Raw genomic sequence first — 20,101 nt, 5'->3', positions numbered from 1 at the left:
GGGGTGACCGGGGCTGACGCAGCCGGCGGCGGTTCGTTCGGTGTTTTCGATGACAGTGACGTTTATCGCGTGAAGGGTGTACCCATGGCATCAGCAGCAGGACCACAGGCATTTCTCGTAGGCGGTGCCCGCACTGCGGTGGGCCGCTACGGCGGGGCGCTCTCCGCCGTCCGCCCCGATGATCTTGCCGCCCTGGTGGTCCGCGAAGCCGTGGCCCGCGCCGGAGTGGACCCGGACGCGATCGACGAGGTCATCCTGGGCAACGCCAACGGAGCCGGCGAGGAAAACCGCAATGTGGCCCGCATGGCCACCCTCCTGGCCGGGTTGCCGCTGCACATCCCCGGCATCACCGTGAACCGGCTCTGCGCCTCCGGCCTCAGCGCCATCATCATGGCCAGCCAGATGATCAAGTCCGGCGCCGCGGACATCGTGATCGCCGGCGGCGTCGAATCGATGAGCCGCGCCCCCTGGGTCCAGGAGAAGCCGCAGACGGCGTTCGCCAAGCCGGGGCAGATCTTCGACACCTCCATCGGCTGGCGCTTCGCAAACCCGCTGTTCCAGAAGGGCGAACTCTCCCGCGGCGGCAAGATGACCTACTCCATGCCGGAAACGGCCGAGGAAGTGGCCCGCGTGGACGGGATCACCCGCGAGGACGCCGACGCCTTCGCCGTCCGGTCCCACGAACGCTCCCTCGCCGCGATCGCCGCCGGCCGCTTCACCGACGAGATCGTCCCGGTCACCGTCAAGACCCGCAAGGGCGAAACGGTCGTCGACACCGACGAGGGCCCCCGCGCCGGCACCACCATGGACGTGCTCTCCGGCCTCCGCCCGGTGGTCGCCGGCGGCTCGGTGGTTACCGCCGGCAACTCCTCCACCCTCAACGACGGCGCCTCCGCGATCATCGTCGCGTCCGAAGCCGCCATCGAGCGGCTGGGCCTCACCCCCCGCGCCCGCATCATCGACGGTGCCTCCGCCGGCTGCGAACCCGAGATCATGGGCATCGGCCCCGTCCCGGCCACCCAGAAGGTGCTCGCCCGGACCGGCCTCAGCGTCGGCGACCTCGGCGCCGTCGAACTTAACGAAGCGTTCGCCACCCAGTCCCTCGCCACCATGCGCCGGCTGGGCCTGGACCCGGAGATCGTCAACCGCGACGGCGGCGCCATCAGTCTGGGGCACCCCCTGGGTTCGTCCGGGTCCCGGATCGCCATCACCCTGCTGGGCCGGATGGAACGCGAGGACGCCAAGGTCGGCCTCGCCACCATGTGCATCGGCGTCGGCCAGGGCACCGCCATGCTGCTGGAGCGCGTGTAGTGGCGGCCGCCGCGACGGGCCTGGACCCGCAGGACTTCAGCACACTCCTGATCGAGGAACGCGACGACCGCCTGGTGGTCCTCCTCAACCGGCCCGAGGTCCGCAACGCGATCGACCAGCAGATGGTGGACGAGCTGCACGCCGTCTGCGCAGCGCTGGAGCAGACCCCGAAGGTGCTGATCCTTGCCGGGACGGAGGGTGTTTTTGCCTCCGGAGCGGACATCGGCCAGCTGCGGGAACGCCGCCGCGACGATGCCCTGCAGGGCATCAACTCCACGATCTTCGTCCGGATCGCCAAGCTTCCCATGCCCGTCATCGCGGCGCTCGACGGCTTCTGCCTGGGCGGCGGCGCCGAACTGGCCTACGCGGCGGACTTCCGGATCGGCACACCCTCAGTGCGGATCGGCAACCCCGAGACGGGCCTCGGCATCCTCGCCGCCGCCGGAGCCAGCTGGCGCCTCAAGGAACTCGTGGGGGAGCCGGTGGCCAAGGAAATCCTGCTGTCCGGTGCCGTGCTTCGCGCCGACCGCGCCCTGGCCGTGCACCTCATCACCGAAATCCACGAGCCGGACGAGCTGATGGGTGCGGCCCACGCGCTGGCCGACAGGATCGGCGGGCAGGACCCCCTCGCCGTCCGCATCACCAAGTCCGTGTTCCACGCCCCCGCCGAGGCACACCCCCTGATCGACCAGCTGGCGCAGGGAATCCTTTTCGAATCCCAGGCCAAGTTCGACCGCATGCAGGCCTTCCTGGACCGCAAGTCCGAGAAGAAGTCAGCCAAAGCGTCCGAGCAGGATTCCGACCGGAAGAAGAACTGAAAATGAGCAATCCCGAACGTTCCGCGAACCTCTCCGACGGCGGCCTCCCCGAATTTGTCGGGGTGCTTGGCGGCGGCCGCATGGGCGCCGGCATCGCGCACGCCTTCCTGATCAACGGCGCCAACGTCCTCGTGGTCGAACGCGACGAGCAGGCGGCCGAGGCCGCCCGCGAGCGGGTGGAGTCGGCGGCAGCCAAGAGCATCGAGCGTGGCGCCACTGACGCCAACCTTGACGAGATGGTCTCCCGGCTCACGGTGACGGTGGACTACGACGATTTCAAGGACCGCCAGCTGGTCATCGAGGCCGTCCCCGAGGACTGGGACCTGAAGGTCGCCTCCCTGCGGGGCATCGAGGAACGGCTGGCCGACGACGCCGCCCTTGCCTCCAACACGTCCTCCATCTCGGTCAACGCCCTGGCCCGCGAGCTGCAGCGCCCGCAGAACTTCCTCGGCCTGCACTTCTTCAACCCTGTGCCGGCGTCCACCCTGATCGAGGTGGTCCTGGGCGAGCAGACCTCGGAGCAGCTGGCCGGAACCGCCCGCGGCTGGGTCGAGGCACTGGGCAAGACCGCCGTCGTGGTCAATGACGCCCCCGGCTTCGCGTCCTCACGTCTGGGCGTCGCGATCGCCCTCGAGGCGATGCGCATGGTCGAGGAGGGCGTGGCATCCGCCGAGGACATCGACAACGCCATGGTGCTCGGCTACAAGCACCCCACCGGGCCGTTGCGGACCACGGACATCGTGGGACTGGACGTGCGGCTCGGCATTGCCGAGTACCTCGCCTCCACCCTCGGGGAGCGCTTCGCCCCGCCGCAGATCCTGCGCGACAAAGTGGCCCGCGGCGAACTCGGACGCAAGAGCGGCAAGGGCTTCTTCGACTGGACCAGCTAGTCGAGGATCCCGACGATGTAGCCGACAAAGAAGAGCAACACCAAGAGCACCACCACAGCGATCATGACGATCCAGAGGCACTGGAGGAATCCCCGGTCCTCGCGGGTCCGCGGCCCTTGCGGTCCCACCGAGGTCCCCTCCGCGGGCGGCGTTTCGCCGGGCGGGACGCCCCCGCCCGGCTCGAGACCGGTGAGCTTGTTCTCAAGAGGGTCCGGGTTTTGGGCTGTCACGGTAAGCTCCTGTTCTGCACTGCGGCGCTAGAGCGATGCCTTGGAGTCGAGTGTTTTTTTCATGCCGTCCATGGCAGGGCCGGCCAGGGAGTTGAACGCCGGCCGGACGAACGGTTCGGCAAGCTTGAGAAGGCCCTTGAGCTGGAACTCGGCTGTGTAATCCGCCTTGGATCCCGTCCCGGCCGGCGACACCTCGATCGTGTCGACGGAGATGACGGACTTGTTCTCACCGCGCAGCTTGATGCGGCTCGAGGTCAGTTCGATCACCTCGTAGGTCAGCGCCTGGCGCTTGCCCCGGAACTCGGCTTCGGCGTGGTAGCGGTGCCCGACGGCGACCGGTCCCGCGGTGAGCTTGTCCACGACGGGCGTTCCGGGATCCCACTCCGGCGTGTGCTCAAAGGCGGACAGGTAGTCGAAGGCCCTGACGGGATCGAGGGCGGAGTTGACGGTGCCGGTAACTGTGATCATGCCCCAGCCTAACCGGCATGTCCGATTCCAATACCGAAACAGGGACGGAATTTCGTTCAGCTGCCCTCATATCCTGCCGCCTAGGATGGTCCTGTGACTTCCCAGGACAGGCCCGCGATCGCCCCCATCACCCTGACCGGCCACTCCGTGGTCCTCGAGCCGCTGAGCATGGAACACCACGACGGCCTTGTGGAGGCTGCCTGCGACGGTGAACTGTGGCGGCTCTGGTACACCAGCGTCCCCGCACCGGACCAGATGGCCGCGGAGATCGACCGGCGGCTGGCCCTGCAGGACAGCGGTTCCATGCTGCCCTTCACCACGCGGCTGATCGATCCCGCCACCGGCGGCCCGGGCCGGGTGATCGGCATGACAACCTACATGAACATTGACGCGGTCACGCCCCGGGTGGAGATCGGCTCCACCTGGAACGCGGCGTCCGCGCACGGCAGCGGCAGCAACCCGGACTCGAAGCTCCTGCTCCTGCGGCACGCTTTCGAAACCCTGGGCTGCCCCGCCGTCGAATTCCGCACGCACTGGCTCAACCATCAGTCCCGGGAGGCGATCGCGCGGCTGGGCGCCAAGCAGGACGGCGTGCTCCGCAGCCATACCCGCAGCGCCGACGGGGCGCTGCGGGACACCGTGGTGTTCTCCATCCTCGAACACGAGTGGCCCATGGTCCGGAACGCCCTGGAGTTCCGGCTGGCCAAGCGGGCTCAGGGAGCCGAATAGACATCCTCCGCGTTCAGCGCGTCAAAGTACGCCTCGTAGCCCTCGGCATTCGGGTGGAAGTTGTCGGGGCTGGCCAGGTTGGTGAGGTCGAGGTTGATCCACGGCTCGCCGGTGGCCGAGTTGATGCCGTGGCCGGCGAAGGCGGCCCGTACGTCGACGTAGTCCGCGCCGGCCATGTCGGCGGCGGTCTCGATAGACCAGTTGAGCCCGTTCGCCAGATCAGTGGCCTGGTAAATGAACAAGGACATCGGATCGGTCTGGCCGGGGGCCACCGGATCGTAAAGGTAGGGGTAGCCCGTCACCACGATCTTGGCGTTCGGCGCTGCCGCCTGCACGCTGTTGATCATGGTGATGACGTCGTTGGTCAACTGGCCGCTGGTGATCAGGGCCGCCGCGTCGGCGCTGGCTTTGGCGCAGGCCGGGGCAGCGCTGGGATCGCCGATGGCGGTGCCGCAGGCGGTGACGATGGACCCGAACCCAAGGTTGTTGCCGCCGGCCGTGATGGTCACCAGCTCCGTGCTCTTATTCAGCCGCTCCAGCTGGGAGCCCACCACGTCTTGGGTGGTCTTGCCGCTGCAGGCGGCGTTCACCACCAGTTTGATGGCCTTTTCCTCGTCAGCGAGTTCGGAATAAGTGTTCTCGCTCCGGTAGCAGTCGTCCAGGTACGGCCCCGCGCCCTGGCCGGCGGCGAAGGAGTCCCCGAGGGCGATGTATTTGGTCTTGTCCACGGCCTGCGCCGGGACTGCGGCCAGTCCGGCCGCCATGGCCAGGGTGGCGAGGCCTGCCGCCAAGGCCGTGCGCCGGCGTCGAAGTTTCAGAGTTCCCATGGTGTTCCCCTCAGTAGCACGCTGGTCCAGCACCGGTGCCGTCCCGTGCTGCCCCGTGCCGTCCCAAGCGCTCCAGTGCGCTGGCGGGGCGCCCGTCTGGCGGCCGGTGGGCTGAAAAGAGCCCGGCGGCTACCGGGTTCACCGCCACCCTACGCGGACGTCCCGGCCCGGCACCATGCCAGGAGGCTCTATGTGGAAATCTTTTGCGAAACCTGACCGTGGATCGGCGCCGGGGGCGTGTGCTTAGCTGTCAACATGACGATTCCAGGCGGCACCGCCGGCCCCGCCGAGAGGAGCACCCTGCCCGGGCCCATGGACTGGGAGGGCGCGGTCAACGCCTGGCACATCGCCGGTGACGTATTCCGGATGGGGCGCCGCGAATGGCTCACCGAAACCGGGTGGCGGCAGGCGTACGACGGCGGCATCCGGACCGTCATTGACCTCCGCAACCCGGACGAGATCCGCCGCCGGGACACCGATCCGCAGGTGAGCGCGGAGACCCTGGCCGTGTTCGACGTCGTGCATACCCCCACCGAGGACCCCGCCAACCCCGAGTTCCGGCAGCTCTGCGTCCCCTACCTGAACGATCCGGCGGCGTATCCCGACAACGCGCGGCTCTTCCCGGACAAACTCGCCGCAGTGTTCAAGGCCGTGGCGGCGGCACGCGGCGGCGTCGTGATCCACTGCTCCGCCGGCCGGGACCGCAGCGGGATGATCGCCGCCATGCTCCAGGACCTTGCCGGCACGGGCGAGGCCGCCATTGTGCGGGGGTATGAGCGCGCCATGCGGGGCATCAACGAACACCACCGGGTGTCCGGGGTACCGCATCCGCACGAGAGGTACCTGCCCGAGGAGGTGCTGGCGCCCCTGCTGGAGACGCGGCAGGCAAGCCTCCTCCGGTTTGTGCGCGGGGTGAAGGCCGGCGAGTTCCTGCGCCGCAATGGCGTCACGGAGGCTGAACTGCGGGCGGTGCTGGCCAAACTGGGGCGCTAGAGTATCCGGGTGATCTCTCCCACATTTCAGCTGACAGTGCGGGCGGCGGCTGCTGTAGCCGTCGCGCTCGCGGGTTCCTTCTCCGCCGTTCCGGCGCTCGCCGACGCCGGGGGAGCGGACGCAGCTCCGGCCGTGGCCTCGCCGTCGGTTACGCCAAGCCCGGCTGAAGCCAGCCTGACGGCGTCGGCTGAACCGGGTGCGCCGGTTCCCGCGGTGACGCCGACGGCGGGAAGCCCGACGGTGGGAAGCCCGACGGCGGGCGCCCCGACGCCCGGTGCTCCCGCGGCGCCCCGCACGGCTCCGGAAATCAGCGACGCCGGACTCGCGGAGGCCCTCCGGCGCGACCTGGGCATGACGCTGGAAGAGTTCAACGCTGCCGGCCAGCTGGCCAGGACCGCCGCCGACGCCCTTCCGTCGCTGCGGGACCTTCCCGGCTACGTCGGGATCAGCCTGAAAGACAACAGGATCCTGGTCGAAGGCAGCGGTGCCGTGCTCCAGGCGCGCGTGGACGAACTCAACGGCGCCGAAGCATCGGCGGTGTTTGTGCTGGTGCCGCCGGCGGCCGGACCGTCAGCTGAACCCACCGCAGACCCTGTCCCTGCTGCCGCTCCTTCCGCGGCGGAGCGGGTGGCGGCCAGCACGGAGCAGCTGTTCCAAGCCTATGTCCGCGAGGTGGGGCCGGAGGAGCTGCAGGCTGTGGCCCACTCCAACGGCCGGTATGTCATCCGCACCGGCGGCACCAACGCGGCCGAAGCGGGCCCGTCCCGGTTCCCCGACCCGCAGGCCTCCCCGGCGCCGACCGCACCTGGGGCGGCAGCGACGGCGTCGACACCCCCGACGGCGCCTACCTCGGCCCCCGGCAAGATGTCCGCGGCGGACTTCGTGTCCCGCTACGCCAACGTGCAGTTGGAAGAGGGGCCCCCCGCCGCCACCGAGGCCGATCTCTTCGGCGGCGAAGGCTACGTGATTGATGCGTCCCCGTGGCGGACCATCTGCTCCACAGGGTTCAGCGCCTTCAGCCCGGCAGGTCTGCCCCTGGTGCTGACCGCGGGGCACTGTGCTGAGGACGGCACCGCCAGGGTGATCGGCGTCGAGCCCCCGGCGTCGTCCGTTGCCGGCGGCGTCACGGCGCCCCTGCCCGGCACGCTCGACCCGCTCGGCAAGTTCGGCTTCAGCCAGTTCGGTGGACTGTCCAACTCGTGGATCACAGGCACCGAGCAGAACCCCGGCAACGTGGGCACAGACATCGCCGTCATCGAAGGCCTCGACGGCGCGATCAACCCCCAGCCGGAAGCATCCACCTGGGCCAGTGCCGCGGACCCCGGCGCCACCGCCGTGAAGATCATCGGGACGGTCACGCCGTTCCAGGGCCAGGAAGTGTGCCGCTCCGGACGGACCACCGGTTGGTCCTGCGGACAGGTCGACGAAACCGGCATCTACGTGGTGGGCGGCCGCACCACCGCACCGGGGGACCTTCGGGCCTTCCGCGGCTTCCTCTCGAACAGCGTGCAGTCGGCCGGCGGCGACTCGGGCGGGCCGTGGATCAGCGGCAACTTCGCCGTGGGCACGCACACCGCGGGCGAGACGTCCGGCGAGAACTTCGCCATCGCCACCACCCTGGCGGACGCGCTGGGCTATATGCCGGACGTCCAGCTGCATCTCTTCCTCAACAAGCCCGAGCTCGCGGTGCCGGCGGGCGCGGCGGACCGGCCCGGGCAGCCGATCACGGGCCGGGTCCCCGCCGCTCCGGCGTCGGCCGTCGCGGCCAACTCGAAGGTCCGCATCACCGTCGACGGCGAGGCCCCGGTGGAGGTGCCGGTCGACGCCGACGGCAACTGGAGCTACCGGGCACCGGAGGCCAGCGGCCCGCTGACACTCACCGCGGAAACCGTGAACGGCTTCAGCCGGTCCGGCGCGGCCACCCTGGCCGTCACGGTCTCCGGCGCGGAGGAACCCGTGGTCACCCCGCCGGCCGAAGATGTGGCGCCGGTGGTCCCCGCCGCCGTGCCGCCGAAGGCAGAGCCCGCCGCGGTACCGCCGGCAGAACCCGCCGCCCCCGTACTTCCGGCCGCGTCCGGCCATCTGCCGGACACCGGCGCCGGAACGCTGCTCTCGACGGCGGGACTTGCCGCCGGGGCCATCCTGCTGGGCGCTGCCCTGCTGGCCGCGACCCGGCGCCGGGCCGTGCGCTGACCGGTGCCAACCCGGCAGGCTTGCGACGAACAGGCCAGCGCCCAAACGGAGGCTCCAGCCGGAACGACCGGCTGGAGCCTCCGTTTGGGGTGCCCCGGGCGGAACTGCAGCGCAGTGCCGGCGAACAAGATCCCGCCCGTGCGGGGTCAGGACAGGGCTTCAGTGTCCCGGCTCAGCGTCCCCGGCTCAATGCCCCGGCTCAGTGGCCGTGGCCGCGCCAGGGGCGCGAGTCGACCACCTGGACCGCCACGTCGAGGGTGCCGTCCGCCAGGCTGCCCCAGGCGTACACAATCGTGTTCTTGCCCTCCGTGACGGGGATATCCGCGGGCCCGATCACGGGGTCGGTGGTGCCGGCGGCCGCAACGGAGGCGGAGACCGTCCCGGCTCCCAGGGTCAGGATCTCCTGCTCGCCGTTCTTCAGGTCCTCGATGACCGGTGTGTCGCCGGCCAGGACGTCGACGGCGGGCGCTGCCGCAACGTGCCGGACGGTCAGCTTGCCCTCGCCCTCGGGGCTGGCCGAGAGCTTGTTCTTGAAGAGGGTGGCCGTCGGATCCCCGTCGGCGTCCAGATGGGCAACAGCGGTGTAGTTCCGGCCGTCCTTGAGGTGGACCTTGAACGGGCCGATCACCGGATTGTCCGCGCTGGTGGCGTCGGAGGCCGTGATGGCGATCTTGTAGGTGCCGCCGTCGAGCTCCAGCGGGCCAGCGAGGGTGCCGGGCTCGAAGTCGTCCAGCGTGAGCTCGCCCTCCACCCACACATCCACGGTGAGGCCGGGGACGCCGTGCAGGACGGACAGGTAGGCGTTGTCGTTGTGGTGGCGGCCGCCGTCGTGCTTTCCGCCGGCCTGGGCGGGGGCGGCGAAGGCGAGCGCTGCCACCATGGACACGGCACCGGCGGCATAAACGGTCTTGCGCATTTCAAACTCCTCATTGAGTTGCCCGGATTCGGGCGGTGATTTGCTGACACCGTTAATACCGGCCGAGGGTGCGCTTTGGATGCACGCAGCGGGGTGTTTGGGGGCGATTTCGGCGATACCGCGACCACCGCGGCCACCGAGTTCGCCGGAAACCGGCCGGATCGCCGTAACGTTCCGTCGACCGGGCCGCTTTCCGTCGGTTTCGACGGCGGGGCACCCGACGGCGGCCACCCGACGGCGCCGCCGCCGACGCCGGGCCTCAGCCCTTGCGGTCCAGCAGCAGGTTGGTGATCCGCAGGGTGCACAGCCGCTGGCCGGCCTCGTTGGTGATGACCACCTCGTGGGTGGTCACCGTCCCGCCGAGGTGGATGGGGGTGGCGGTGATGGTGATCAGCCCCTCGCGGGCGGACTTGTGGTGCGTGGCGGAGACGTCCACGCCGACGGCGGTCTTGCCCAGGGTGCTGGCGTGGATGACCGCGGCCCAGGAGCCCACGGCCTCGCCCACGGCCAGGGAGGCCCCGCCGTGGAGCAGCCCGAACGACTGCCGGTTGCCCTCCACCGGCATGGTGGCGACCACCTTCTCGACGGATTCCTCGACGATCTTCACGCCCATTTTCTCGTCAAGTTCGCCGAGGGTGATCTTCCACAGCTCGGTGTTCCGGGGCTCCGGCGTCATAGCGTCTCCTCTTCGGCCGGAAAGCCAAGGGGCCCGGGCCGGTCAGTGCCGCCGCAGCTAGTGTGCGGCAGGCCTCATTCATGTACTGTAGATATATTACCGAACGGACGGTCAGTAATGCTGGCCGTGTTGCTCTTGCCCCCGCTGGAAGGACCCGTCAACGATGACCACCACTGCAACCGCTCCGGAACCCACAGTAGACACTGTAGAGATCGTTCCCAGCTTCATCCGGGATTCCTGGTGGACTCCCGACGCAGGCTCCGCATCCGGCGCCGCGCCCGTCCTCGACGCCAGCACCGGTGAGCTCCTCGCCAAGGTGAGCACGGAGGGACTGGACCTCGCCGCCGTCGTGGATTACGGGCGCACCACCGGCCAGGCTGAACTCGGCAAGCTGACCTTCCACCAGCGCGCGCTCAAGCTCAAGGAACTGGCCCAGTACCTGAACGGCCGCCGCGACGAGTTCTACGCCCTCTCCGCCCAGACCGGCGCCACCAAGATCGACTCGATGGTGGACATCGACGGCGGCATCGGCGTGCTCTTCACGTTCGGCTCCAAGGGCCGCCGCGAGCTCCCCAATGCCCAGGTGATTGTGGACGGGCCCATGGAGGTGCTGTCCAAGGACGGTTCCTTCGCCGGCGAGCACATCTACACCCGCATTCCCGGCGTCGCCGTGCAGATCAACGCGTTCAACTTCCCGGTGTGGGGCATGCTGGAGAAGTTCGCCCCCGCCTTCATCGCCGGCGTCCCCACCATCGTCAAGCCCGCCACCCCCACCGGCTACGTCACCGCGGCCGTGGTCAAGGCGATTATCGAATCCGGCATCCTGCCCAAGGGCTCGCTGCAGCTGATCTCCGGCTCCGTCCGCACCCTGCTGGACCACCTGGACTACCGCGACCTCGTGGCCTTCACCGGCTCCGCGTCCACCGCCAACACGCTCAAGTCCCACGTCAACGTGGTCAAGGGCGGGGTCCGCTTCACCTCGGAAACCGACTCCCTGAACGCCTCCATCCTGGGCCCGGACGCCGTCAAGGGCACCCCGGAGTTCGACGCCTTCGTCAAGTCGCTGGTCACCGAGATGACCGCCAAGGCCGGCCAGAAGTGCACCGCCATCCGCCGTGCCATCGTGCCGCAGGAGCTGGTGCAGGATGTCATCACCGCCGTGGGCGAGCGCGTCCGCGAGCGCGTTGTCGTGGGCGACCCGCGCGCCGAGGGCGTCACCATGGGCGCCCTGGCCTCCCTGGAGCAGCTCGCCGACGTGCGCGCCGCCGTCCAGTCAATGCTCGACGCCGGCGGCGAACTCGCGTACGGCACCCTCGATTCGCCGAAGGTCACCAGCGCGGACGGAACTGTCGGCGTCGTCGACGGCGGCGCGTTTATGTCCCCGGTGCTGCTGAGCTGGACCGATCCGGAAGCCGAGGAGGTCCACTCGCTGGAGGCCTTCGGCCCGGTGTCGTCCGTGATCGGCTACACGGACCTGCCCGACGCCGTCCGCCTCGCCGCCCGCGGCGGCGGCTCGCTGGTGGCCTCGGTCTGCACCAACGATCCCGCGGTGGCCCGCGAGCTGGTGGCCGGCATCGCCGCGCACCACGGACGCGTGCACATGCTCAACCGCGAGGACGCCCGCACCTCCACCGGCCACGGCTCCCCGGTGCCGCACCTGGTCCACGGCGGCCCCGGCCGCGCCGGCGGCGGCGAGGAGCTCGGCGGCATCCGCTCCGTCCTGCACCACATGCAGCGCACCGCCATCCAGGGCTCGCCCAACATGCTCACCGCCGTCACGGGCGTCTGGCACACCGGGGCCGACCGCAACTTCACGGTCGAGACCGAAGGCCGGCACCCGTTCCGCAAGAACCTGGCCGAGCTGCACATCGGCGACGCGTTCCGGTCCGGGCTGCGCGAAGTGAGCCTGGAGGAGATCACCAAGTTCGCCAACTCCACCGGCGACACCTTCTACGCCCACACCAACCAGGCGGCCGCCGAAGCCAACCCGTTCTTCCCGGGCATCGTGGCGCACGGCTACCTGCTGCTGGCGTGGGGCGCCGGGCTGTTTGTCGAGCCCGCGCCGGGCCCCGTCCTGGCGAACTACGGCCTGGAGAGCCTGCGCTTCATCACGCCGGTGGCCGCGGGCGACTCCATCCGGGTCACACTGACCGCCAAGAAGATCACCCCGCGCGAGACCGACGAGTACGGCGAGGTGGCCTGGGACGCCGTCCTGACCAACCAGAACGACGAGATCGTGGCGACCTACGACGTCCTCACCCTCGTGGAGAAGTAGCCCGTTCTCCGACGCTCTCTCACTTCTGGCGGTTCCCGCGCGGACGCTCCCTCATCTCATGAGGGAGCGTCCGTCGTTAAGGCGCAGGACGTGAGGGAGCGTCAGTTGCGCTGTTGTCCGCAGGCTCTTTCAGCCCCGCTCCGGCGTAAAATTTTCAGCGTAGGAGGTGGCGCAATGACCCTAGTACTCAGCAAAGCCACAACAGTCCTGCCGGTCGATGATGCGGAACGTGCCCGGCGTTTCTATGCCGACACACTCGGACTCCCGCACCACGGGGTGGCAGACGACGGAAGTGAAATGTTCGGCAGCACGGGCGGCCCCATGCTGCAGTTGATGCCGGTCAAGGACGGCAAGCACTCGGAGCACACGGCCCTCAGCTTCGAGGTCTCCGGGATCGAGCGGACCGTCCGGGAGATGGAGTCCAAGGGCGTGCAGTTCCAGGACTACGACCTCCCGGACCTCAAAACCGAGAACCACATCTGCACCACCGCTTCGGAGAAGTGCGCCTGGTTCATGGACACGGAGCACAACATCCTCTGCCTCCACGAGGACACGACGTCGGTAGCCGACTACCAGCTCTGACCCGCCAGCCGCGCAGAAAACAGCGCCCCGGGTTTCCGGGGCGCTGTTTTGTGCTTTCTGGAGTTGCCCGACGGCGGTCCGGCGGCACATTGACACGGACGCGCCGGGATTTGGCCGGGAAACCAGCGCCGCGGCCCTCAAAGTGCCCCCGGACCGCCGCCGGCGGCGGCTACTGCGGGACGTGGAGGCCGTGGAAGGCCATGGTGATGATGTCGTCGGCCAGCTTCTCGGGGGAGAGGGAGCCGCCGGGCTTGTACCACTCGACGATGGAGTTGATGGTGCCGAACAGCAGGCGGGTGACGGTGCGGGGGTCGATGTCCTTGCGGAGGGAGCCCTCGTCGCGAGCCGCTGAAATCAGCGCCGCCACCTTGTGGTCGAAGGTGCGCCGGCGTTCCATGGCGTCGCGCTCGATCTCGGTGTTGCCGCGCAGGCGCAGGAGCAGGGTGACGAACGGGAGCCGGTCCACCAGCACCGAGATGGTCTCGCGCAGCACAAACTCCAGCCGGGCCTCGGCCGTTCCAGTTTGAGCTTGCGGCTGGTCCAGAATGGCCTCAAGGCCGCCCAGCGCGTGGTCCAGCGCGAGCTTGAGGAGGTCGCCCTTGGACGGGACGTGATGGTAAATGGCGGACTTGGAGATGCCCAGGTTCTCGGCCAGGATGCCCATGGACGTCGCGTCGTAACCATGGCGGTTGAAGACGTCAACAGCGATCACCAGCACCGACTGCTGGTCGTATCCGGGGCGGCCGCGTTTGGTGGTTGCTGTGGTGGGCATAGTCGCTATTTTCTCACGATCGGGAGAGCGGTCAGCCCCGGCGGGCGGCGTCGCTTTGTGGGCTGCGCCGCCCGCCGGGGCTTCACGGGACGGGTGTCAGGCCTTGGGGCGGAGGTCGTAGATCCGGCGGAGCTTGCCGTTGGACCGCTCCAGGGAGCCGGGCTCGACGACGTCGACGGCGCAGGAGGAGCCGACGTGGATCTTGATCTGCTGCTGCAGGACCTTGGCGGCCGAGGCGACATCCTCCACCGTGACGGTCTCGCGGCGTTCGATCCTGACGGTCAGCTGGTCCATCCGCTGGCCTTCGGGGCGGGTGAGCTCGAGCTGGAAGTGCGGGCTCAGCTCGGGGATGCGGAGGGCGATCTCCTCGATCTGCGAGGGGAACAGGTTCACGCCGCGCAGGATGATCATGTCGTCGCTGCGGCCGGTGATGCGGCCCATGCGGCGGTGCGCGGGGCGGGCGGTGCCGGGCAGCAGGCGGGTGAGGTCCTTGGTGCGGTAGCGGATGATGGGCAGCGCTTCCTTGGTGAGGGAGGTGAAGACCAGCTCGCCGGGTTCGCCGTCGCCCAGGACCCTGGAGGGGTCGAATGCGTCGATGATTTCGGGGCGGAAGTGGTCCTCCCAGATGTGGCTGCCGTCCTGCGTCTCGACGGCCTCGCCGGCGACGCCCGGGCCCATGACCTCGGAGAGGCCGTAGATGTCGCAGGCCTTGATGTTCATGGTGGTCTCGAGCTCGTGGCGCATTTCCTCGGTCCACGGCTCGGCGCCGAGGACGGCGTACTTGAGCGAGGTGGACGCGGGGTCGATGCCCTGCTTCATCATGGCGTCGGCGATGGTGAGCAGGTAGGTGGGGGTGGCCAGGATCGCGTCGGGCTTGAAGTCCTGGATCAGCGTGATCTGGCGTTCGGTCTGGCCGCCGGAGATGGGGATGACCGTGCAGCCCAGGGCCTCGGCGCCGGCGTGGGCGCCCATGCCGCCGGTGAACAGGCCGTAGCCGTAGGCGTTGTGGACCTTCATGCCGGGGCGGACGCCGGAGGCGCGCAGCGACCGTGCCACGAGCTTGGCCCAATCCGCGAGGTCCTTCTTGGTGTAGCCCACCACGGTGGCGCGGCCGGTGGTGCCGGAGCTGGCGTGGATGCGGGCCACCTCGTGCTGCGGCACGGCGAACATGCCGAAGGGGTACTCCAGGCGGAGGTCTTCCTTGGTGGTGAAGGGGAACTTGCCCAGGTCGGAGAGCTCGCGGAGGTCTGTGGGGTGAACACCGGTCTCGTCGAACTTGCGCTTGTACAGGGGCACACGGTCGTAGGCGTACGCCACGGTGTGCTGCAGGCGGCTGAGCTGCAATGCCTCAAGCTCGTCGCGGGAGATGGTTTCTTCGCGGTCCAGGACGGCTTCGCTGGCGGGGGCGACGGTTTCTTGGGTCATCTGGGGTTCCCTGTTTCTATTTCTTGGAGATGGTGCGGCTGCGGCCGCGGAACTCGGCGACGAGTTCTCCGGCGGGGAGGTCGGTGGGAAGCTGGCCCGGCGCCGTGGCGGCAGGAGCCGTGCCGGGTGCCGCCGTCGGGGTTCCCGCAACGGGATCGGCGGCGTAGATCTGGATGTCGTACAGGCCGCTGCGCCCGGTGCTGGCGCGGCGGTTGGCGACGGCGGTCAGCACCTGGCCGCGGAACGCCGGCTTCAGGAAGTTAATGTCGACGCCGGCAGCCACCGTGATGTTTCCGGCGTCGGCCGGGCCCGGGTTCGCCGGGTTGCAGGCCAGTGCGAAGGCTGTGTCACCAAAGGCGAAGATCATTCCGCCGTGGGCCATGCCGAAGCCGTTGAGCATTTCCTGCCGGAGGGTCATGCGGATGGTGGCGTGCCCCTCGTCCAGGGCCACCACCTCGATGCCCATCCATTCCGAGGCGTAATCGCCGTCAAGGATGGGGTGGGTGGTCGCGGAAACCGTCAGTTCAGCCATGCGTCATTGCCTCCAGCTTTATTTACCGAATGTTCATTAGGTAATCCCAAAAGGCGCTTTCTGTCAAGAGTTGGCGGGGTTGTGAAGCCCCCGGGGAGGCCCGCCGGCGGCAGGAACCCGGCGGGAGAAAGTAGGCTGGGAGGGAAGCATTCCTCCACAGCAAAGGGCGGGCCATGGCCAAGGGGATCTACGTCAGCGCGACTACGCCGGGATCCGGAAAGTCGCTGATCGCGCTGGGGCTGGCGGACACGCTGCACCGGCACGCGGACCGGATCGGCTTCTTCAAGCCGGTGGTCCACGGCTCGGACGCGGCGTCGGACCCCATGGTGGCCCTGATGAAGGCCCGGTTCGACCTCGATGACCAGCGCTGCCGCGGCGGGCTGACGTTCGCCGAGGTGCGGGCGCTCCTGGCCGAGGGAAACCGGGCCGAGATCGACGCCCGCTGCGTGGAGATCTTCGCCGAGATGTCGCGCCACTGTGACGTGGTGATCGTGGAGGGCACCGACCTCACCGGCCAGGACGCCGCCGTCGAATTCGACCTCAACGCACGCCTCGCCAACAACCTGGCCGCCTCCGTGGTCGCCGTGGTGGGCGCGAAGGGGCGCACCGTCGAGGAGGCCGCCGACGCCGTCGAGGTTGCCCGGAAGGAACTGGCAGCCGAGCGGTGCAGCCTGCTGGCCATTATGGTGAACCGCGCCGACCCGGAGGATGTGGACGGGATTGTGGCGGCGGTGAAGCCGGGCACGTCCGGCCGGCCCGTGTACGTCTTCCCGGAGCTCGACGACATTGCCCGGCCCACCACCGGCGAGGTGGCCGCGGCCCTGGGGATCCGCCAGGTGGCCGGCCGCCAGGACATGGAACGCGACGTCCGCTCCATCAAGGTGGCGGCCATGAACGTGGCCAACTTCCTGCACGTGCTCGACGACGGCGCGCTGGTGATCGTTCCGGGTGACCGGGCGGACGTGATGGTGGCGTGCCTGGCGTCGTCGTTCTCGCCGGAATTCCCGGTGCCGTCGGCGCTGATCCTCACCGGCGGCCTGGCCCCGGACCCCAACATCTACTCGCTGCTGGCGCAGGCGCCGTTCCCCGTGTTCGCCGGCCCGGACGACACCTACACCACCGCGAAACAGGTCTCCGAGGTCCGCAGCGAAATCTGGTCCGGGCACCGCCGCAAGGTGGCCTCGGCCGTGGGGCTGTGGGCCAAGCGCGTCGACGAGGCGGAGCTGGTGGAGCGTCTGCACCTCCCGCGGCTGGAACGGATGACGCCGCTGCGGTTCCTGCACGACCTCATCGAACGGGCGCGGCTGCAGCGCCGGCACATCGTGCTGCCGGAGGGCAACGACGTGCGGATCCTGCGCGCCGCGGAGATCCTGCACCGCCGGGACGTCTGCGACCTCACCATCCTGGGCAAGGAATCGGAGGTCCGCGAGCTGGCGTCCACCCAGGGCATCGACATCTCCGGCATCACCCTGGTGGACCCGGCCACGTCCGAGCTGCGCCAGCAGTTCGCCGAAAAGTACGCGGAGCTGCGCGCCCACAAGGGCGTTGACCTGGCCCGGGCCCTGGAAGTCATGCTGGACGGCAGCTACTTCGGCACCATGATGGTGCAGCTGGGCGTGGTGGACGGCATGGTCTCCGGCGCCGCGCACACCACCGCGCACACCATCCGCCCTGCGCTGGAGTTCGTGAAGACCCGCGACGGCGTGAAGATCGTCTCTTCGGTGTTCCTGATGCTGATGCCGGACCGGGTGCTGGTCTACGGTGACTGCGCCGTCAACCCGGACCCGAACGCCGAGCAGCTGGCCGACATTGCGCTGGCGTCGGCGGAGACCGCCAAGCAGTTCGGCGTGGAGCCGCGGGTGGCTATGCTGTCCTACTCCACGGGCGGGTCCGGCAGCGGCGAGGCCGTGGACAAGGTCCGGCAGGCCACCGACGTCGTGAAGACGCGCCGCCCGGACCTCGCCGTCGAAGGTCCCATCCAGTACGACGCCGCCGTGGACGCCGCAATCGCGCAGTCCAAGATGCCGGGCTCGAACGTCGCAGGGCAGGCCACCGTGTTCATTTTCCCGGACCTCAACACCGGCAACAATACGTACAAGGCCGTGCAGCAGTCCTCCGGTGCCGTCGCCGTCGGGCCGGTCCTGCAGGGGCTCCGCAAGCCGGTGAACGACCTTTCCCGCGGCTGCACCGTGGAGGACATCGTGAACACGGTGGCCATCACAGCGGTGCAGGCGCAGTCGGTGGAGCCCGCCGTCGAACCGGCCGCGGCGGGCGCCCACGCGTAGCCTCCGGTCAGCTGTTTTCCGGCTCGACCGGACTGTCCGGATCCTCCTGCCGGGCCGGTTCATCCGCCAGGCCCTCCGGCGTGAGGTCCAGGTCCTCCACGTTCTCCGGGGGCTCGGGGGCCTCGCCCACCTCGGGGGCCTTGTAGTTTCCCGTGTCGTTCAGGGCGGGGTTGGCGCCCTCGACGCCGGTGGGGTCCTTCGTCCCTGATCCGGTGCTGGCGTCGGCGTCGTCGGGGTTGGTGCCCTCGGGCTGGGTGGCGTTCTCGGTCACGGGAGTCCTTTCATGGGTTGCGGCAGTGGTCCGCCGACTCTAAGTGCCAGCCCGGCCCGATGCAATGGCGATACGATCGAACTTCACCGACCACCGCTGCAGCCAAAGGCTTAGGAGGCCCAGTGCTCGTCCTCGTCATCAACTCAGGTTCGTCCTCACTGAAGTACCAGGTCCGCGACGTGGAGGCAGGCAGCGTCCTCGCCGAGGGGCTGGTCGAGAAGATCGGGATGGGCAACGGCGGCGAGGGTGACGGCCAGATCGAGGGCCCCCGGGACCACGCGGAGGCGCTGGAGCAGGTGGACGCGGAGATCCACGCGGCCCTCGGCGACCGGACGCTCGACGCCGTCGGGCACCGGGTGGTGCACGGCGGCGAGCGCTTCGCCGAGCCGGTCCTGGTCAACAATGAGATCACCCGCGCCATCGAGCGGCTCAACCCGCTGGCGCCCCTGCACAACCCGGCGAACGTGCTCGGCATCCGCGCCATCTCCAAGAAGTGGCCGGACATGCCGCAGGTGGCCGTGTTCGACACCGCCTTCCACCGCACCCTGCCGGAGCACGCCTGGCGCTACGCGGTGCCGGACGAGCTCTACACCAACCACGGGATCCGCCGCTATGGCTTCCACGGCACCTCGCACGAGTATGTTGCGCACCGGGCGGCGGCGCTGCTGGACGTCCCGGTGGACGAGTTCGACGCCGTCATCGCTCACCTGGGCAACGGGGCCTCGGTCACGGCCATCCGCGGCGGCCAGTCCGTGGACACGTCCATGGGCTTCACCCCGTTGGAAGGCCTGGTGATGGGCACCCGGTCCGGCGACCTGGACCCGTCCATCCTGGTCTTCCTGGGCCGGGCCGGCTGGTCCCCGGAGGACATCGACGCCATGCTCAACCGCCAGTCCGGGCTCAAGGGCCTGGCCGGCAACAACGACATGCGCTCCGTGGTGGAGGCCTCGGAAGCCGGCGACGCGAAGGCCGCCATGGCGCTCGCCGTCGCCTCCTACAGGCTGGCGAAGTACATCGGCGGCTACCACGTGGCCGTCGGCGGGGCGAAGGCCATCGTCTTCACGGCAGGGATCGGGGAGAACTCGCACCAGTTCCGCGCCCTCGTGGCGGAGCGGCTGGGGGCCCTGGGTGTGGAGCTCGACGGCGGCCTGAACCGGGAGCGGTCCAAGGAACCCCGGGTGATCTCGTCGCCGTCGTCGGCCATTCCGGTGCTGGTGGTGCCCACGGACGAGGAGCGGGCCATCGCCGAGGCCACAGCTGCCGTCGTCACCGGGGCCCGGATATGACCGAACCCAAACAACTCCCTCCACTGCCCCTCCGCACAAAGCGATTGGTGCTGCGCCGCTTCGAGGCCGGGGACCTGGACGCGTTCCACGCCTACCATTCGCTGCCCGAGACCGCCCGGTTCCTGCCGGGGGAGGCCAAGAGCTACACCAAGTCCATGGAATCCGTGGGCAAGTACGCCAACTTCGTCTTCGAGAAGGAGGGCGACTGGATCTGCTGGCCATCGAGGCCGCGGACTCGCCCGGCCTTCTCGGCGAAGTGGTGCTGAAGTGGCTGCCGGGCTGCGGCCAGGCCGAGATCGGCTGGAGTCTGGCCCCGGAGGCCCGAGGCCGGGGCATCGCGTCCGAGGCCGCGGCGGCCCTGCTGGATGTGGGCTTCGGGGAACTCGGCTTCCACCGGATCGACGCCAAGCTGGACGCCCTCAACACGGCCTCCGCGGCCCTGTGTGAACGCCTCGGGATGCGGCGCGAATCCGTCCAAATCGACAAGTGGCATTACAAGGGTCAGTGGGCCACGGAAGTCGTCTACGCGATCCTCGACCACGAATGGACGGCCCGCCGGCAGGCTTAGGGCGCCGCGGCAAATGTCCCATGACGCGCTAAAGGCCCAGCGCTACGGGTATAC

The 20,101-nt window shown here is 69.2% G+C and carries 19 protein-coding genes and 1 pseudogene; 11 read left to right on the top strand and 9 right to left on the bottom strand.

Features of this window, described 5'->3' with window-relative positions; translation table 11 throughout:
- Positions 1–84: 84 nt before the first annotated feature.
- Genes AR539_RS15815 through AR539_RS15805 form a run of 3 tightly spaced genes read left to right on the top strand, consistent with a single transcriptional unit; the run spans position 85 to position 3,019 of the window.
- Positions 85–1,311 (top strand): thiolase family protein, encoded by a 1,227-nt coding sequence (locus AR539_RS15815; RefSeq protein ID WP_066438978.1) that lies wholly within the window; start codon positions 85–87, stop codon positions 1,309–1,311.
- Complete coding sequence (locus tag AR539_RS15810) at positions 1,311–2,129, top strand: enoyl-CoA hydratase/isomerase family protein (RefSeq protein WP_082699399.1); 819 nt, start codon at positions 1,311–1,313, stop codon at positions 2,127–2,129. Before AR539_RS15815 ends, AR539_RS15810 begins: the two co-directional genes overlap by 1 nt.
- A 2-nt stretch (positions 2,130–2,131) precedes the next feature.
- A complete protein-coding gene (locus AR539_RS15805; RefSeq protein WP_066438975.1) occupies positions 2,132–3,019 on the top strand; it encodes a 3-hydroxyacyl-CoA dehydrogenase family protein in 888 nt (295 codons plus the stop codon).
- Here AR539_RS15805 and AR539_RS15800 read toward each other — a convergent pair.
- Positions 3,016–3,249: a DUF6480 family protein gene (locus AR539_RS15800; RefSeq protein ID WP_066438973.1), complete on the bottom strand. Its 234-nt coding sequence runs from the start codon at positions 3,247–3,249 to the stop codon at positions 3,016–3,018. The genes AR539_RS15805 and AR539_RS15800 overlap by 4 nt on opposite strands.
- Before the next feature lie 27 nt (positions 3,250–3,276).
- Positions 3,277–3,717 (bottom strand): SRPBCC family protein, encoded by a 441-nt coding sequence (locus AR539_RS15795; protein WP_066438966.1) that lies wholly within the window; start codon positions 3,715–3,717, stop codon positions 3,277–3,279.
- Between the two features lie 93 nt (positions 3,718–3,810).
- On the opposite strand from AR539_RS15795, the gene AR539_RS15790 reads away from it, so the two are divergent.
- Positions 3,811–4,446: a GNAT family N-acetyltransferase gene (locus AR539_RS15790; RefSeq protein ID WP_082699398.1), complete on the top strand. Its 636-nt coding sequence runs from the start codon at positions 3,811–3,813 to the stop codon at positions 4,444–4,446.
- On the opposite strand, the gene AR539_RS15785 is transcribed toward AR539_RS15790, so the two are convergent.
- Positions 4,431–5,273, bottom strand: coding sequence for an SGNH/GDSL hydrolase family protein (locus tag AR539_RS15785; protein ID WP_082699397.1), 843 nt, complete (start codon positions 5,271–5,273; stop codon positions 4,431–4,433). The two genes, AR539_RS15790 and AR539_RS15785, sit on opposite strands and share 16 nt — an antisense overlap.
- A gap of 312 nt (positions 5,274–5,585) precedes the next feature.
- Between AR539_RS15785 and AR539_RS15780 the strand changes: the two genes are divergently transcribed.
- Positions 5,586–6,266, top strand: a complete 681-nt coding sequence (locus AR539_RS15780) for a tyrosine-protein phosphatase (protein ID WP_066440078.1) — start codon at positions 5,586–5,588, stop codon at positions 6,264–6,266.
- 9 nt (positions 6,267–6,275) lie between these two features.
- Complete coding sequence (locus tag AR539_RS15775) at positions 6,276–8,459, top strand: S1 family peptidase (RefSeq protein WP_157361031.1); 2,184 nt, start codon at positions 6,276–6,278, stop codon at positions 8,457–8,459.
- Between the two features lie 199 nt (positions 8,460–8,658).
- Here the strand turns inward: AR539_RS15775 and AR539_RS15770 are convergent, their stop codons facing one another.
- Together AR539_RS15770 and AR539_RS15765 are read right to left on the bottom strand one after the other, a co-directional pair.
- Positions 8,659–9,375, bottom strand: a complete 717-nt coding sequence (locus AR539_RS15770) for a DUF4397 domain-containing protein (protein ID WP_066438956.1) — start codon at positions 9,373–9,375, stop codon at positions 8,659–8,661.
- Positions 9,376–9,634: 259 nt separating this feature from the next.
- Complete coding sequence (locus AR539_RS15765) at positions 9,635–10,051, bottom strand: PaaI family thioesterase (protein ID WP_066438955.1); 417 nt, start codon at positions 10,049–10,051, stop codon at positions 9,635–9,637.
- Between the two features lie 163 nt (positions 10,052–10,214).
- Here AR539_RS15765 and paaZ point away from each other — a divergent pair, with 163 nt between their 5' ends.
- On the top strand, positions 10,215–12,326 hold the full coding sequence (gene paaZ, locus AR539_RS15760) for a phenylacetic acid degradation bifunctional protein PaaZ (protein ID WP_066438953.1): 2,112 nt from the start codon (positions 10,215–10,217) through the stop codon (positions 12,324–12,326).
- A gap of 174 nt (positions 12,327–12,500) precedes the next feature.
- On the top strand, positions 12,501–12,908 hold the full coding sequence (locus AR539_RS15755; RefSeq protein WP_066438951.1) for a VOC family protein: 408 nt from the start codon (positions 12,501–12,503) through the stop codon (positions 12,906–12,908).
- A 169-nt stretch (positions 12,909–13,077) separates the two neighbouring features.
- Here the strand turns inward: AR539_RS15755 and AR539_RS15750 are convergent, their stop codons facing one another.
- The 3 genes from AR539_RS15750 to AR539_RS15740 all read right to left on the bottom strand — a co-directional run bounded on the left by AR539_RS15750 (position 13,078) and on the right by AR539_RS15740 (position 15,637).
- Positions 13,078–13,680 carry a TetR/AcrR family transcriptional regulator gene (locus tag AR539_RS15750; RefSeq protein ID WP_066438949.1) on the bottom strand — a complete coding sequence of 201 codons (603 nt, stop codon included), beginning with the start codon at positions 13,678–13,680 and terminating at the stop codon, positions 13,078–13,080.
- Between the two features lie 96 nt (positions 13,681–13,776).
- The gene (paaK, locus tag AR539_RS15745; protein ID WP_066438948.1) at positions 13,777–15,105 is read right to left on the bottom strand and encodes a phenylacetate--CoA ligase PaaK; all 1,329 of its coding nucleotides are present in this window, start codon (positions 15,103–15,105) and stop codon (positions 13,777–13,779) included.
- A gap of 16 nt (positions 15,106–15,121) precedes the next feature.
- Positions 15,122–15,637, bottom strand: a complete 516-nt coding sequence (locus AR539_RS15740; RefSeq protein WP_066438946.1) for a hotdog fold thioesterase — start codon at positions 15,635–15,637, stop codon at positions 15,122–15,124.
- Between the two features lie 173 nt (positions 15,638–15,810).
- Here AR539_RS15740 and pta point away from each other — a divergent pair, with 173 nt between their 5' ends.
- Positions 15,811–17,922 (top strand): phosphate acetyltransferase, encoded by a 2,112-nt coding sequence (gene pta, locus AR539_RS15735; RefSeq protein ID WP_066438943.1) that lies wholly within the window; start codon positions 15,811–15,813, stop codon positions 17,920–17,922.
- A 7-nt stretch (positions 17,923–17,929) separates the two neighbouring features.
- On the opposite strand, the gene AR539_RS15730 is transcribed toward pta, so the two are convergent.
- The gene (locus tag AR539_RS15730) at positions 17,930–18,193 is read right to left on the bottom strand and encodes a hypothetical protein (protein WP_066438940.1); all 264 of its coding nucleotides are present in this window, start codon (positions 18,191–18,193) and stop codon (positions 17,930–17,932) included.
- A 122-nt stretch (positions 18,194–18,315) separates the two neighbouring features.
- On the opposite strand from AR539_RS15730, the gene AR539_RS15725 reads away from it, so the two are divergent.
- Together AR539_RS15725 and AR539_RS15720 are read left to right on the top strand one after the other, a co-directional pair.
- Positions 18,316–19,479 (top strand): acetate kinase, encoded by a 1,164-nt coding sequence (locus AR539_RS15725; RefSeq protein WP_066438937.1) that lies wholly within the window; start codon positions 18,316–18,318, stop codon positions 19,477–19,479.
- Positions 19,476–20,047, top strand: a pseudogene (locus AR539_RS15720) (GNAT family N-acetyltransferase). Before AR539_RS15725 ends, AR539_RS15720 begins: the two are co-directional and overlap by 4 nt.
- Positions 20,048–20,101 lie beyond the last annotated feature (54 nt).

Origin of the sequence: Arthrobacter sp. EPSL27 (genome assembly GCF_001512305.1) — a bacterium.
Lineage (GTDB): Bacteria > Actinomycetota > Actinomycetes > Actinomycetales > Micrococcaceae > Arthrobacter.
This window is presented reverse-complemented; position numbering and strand designations above follow the sequence as displayed.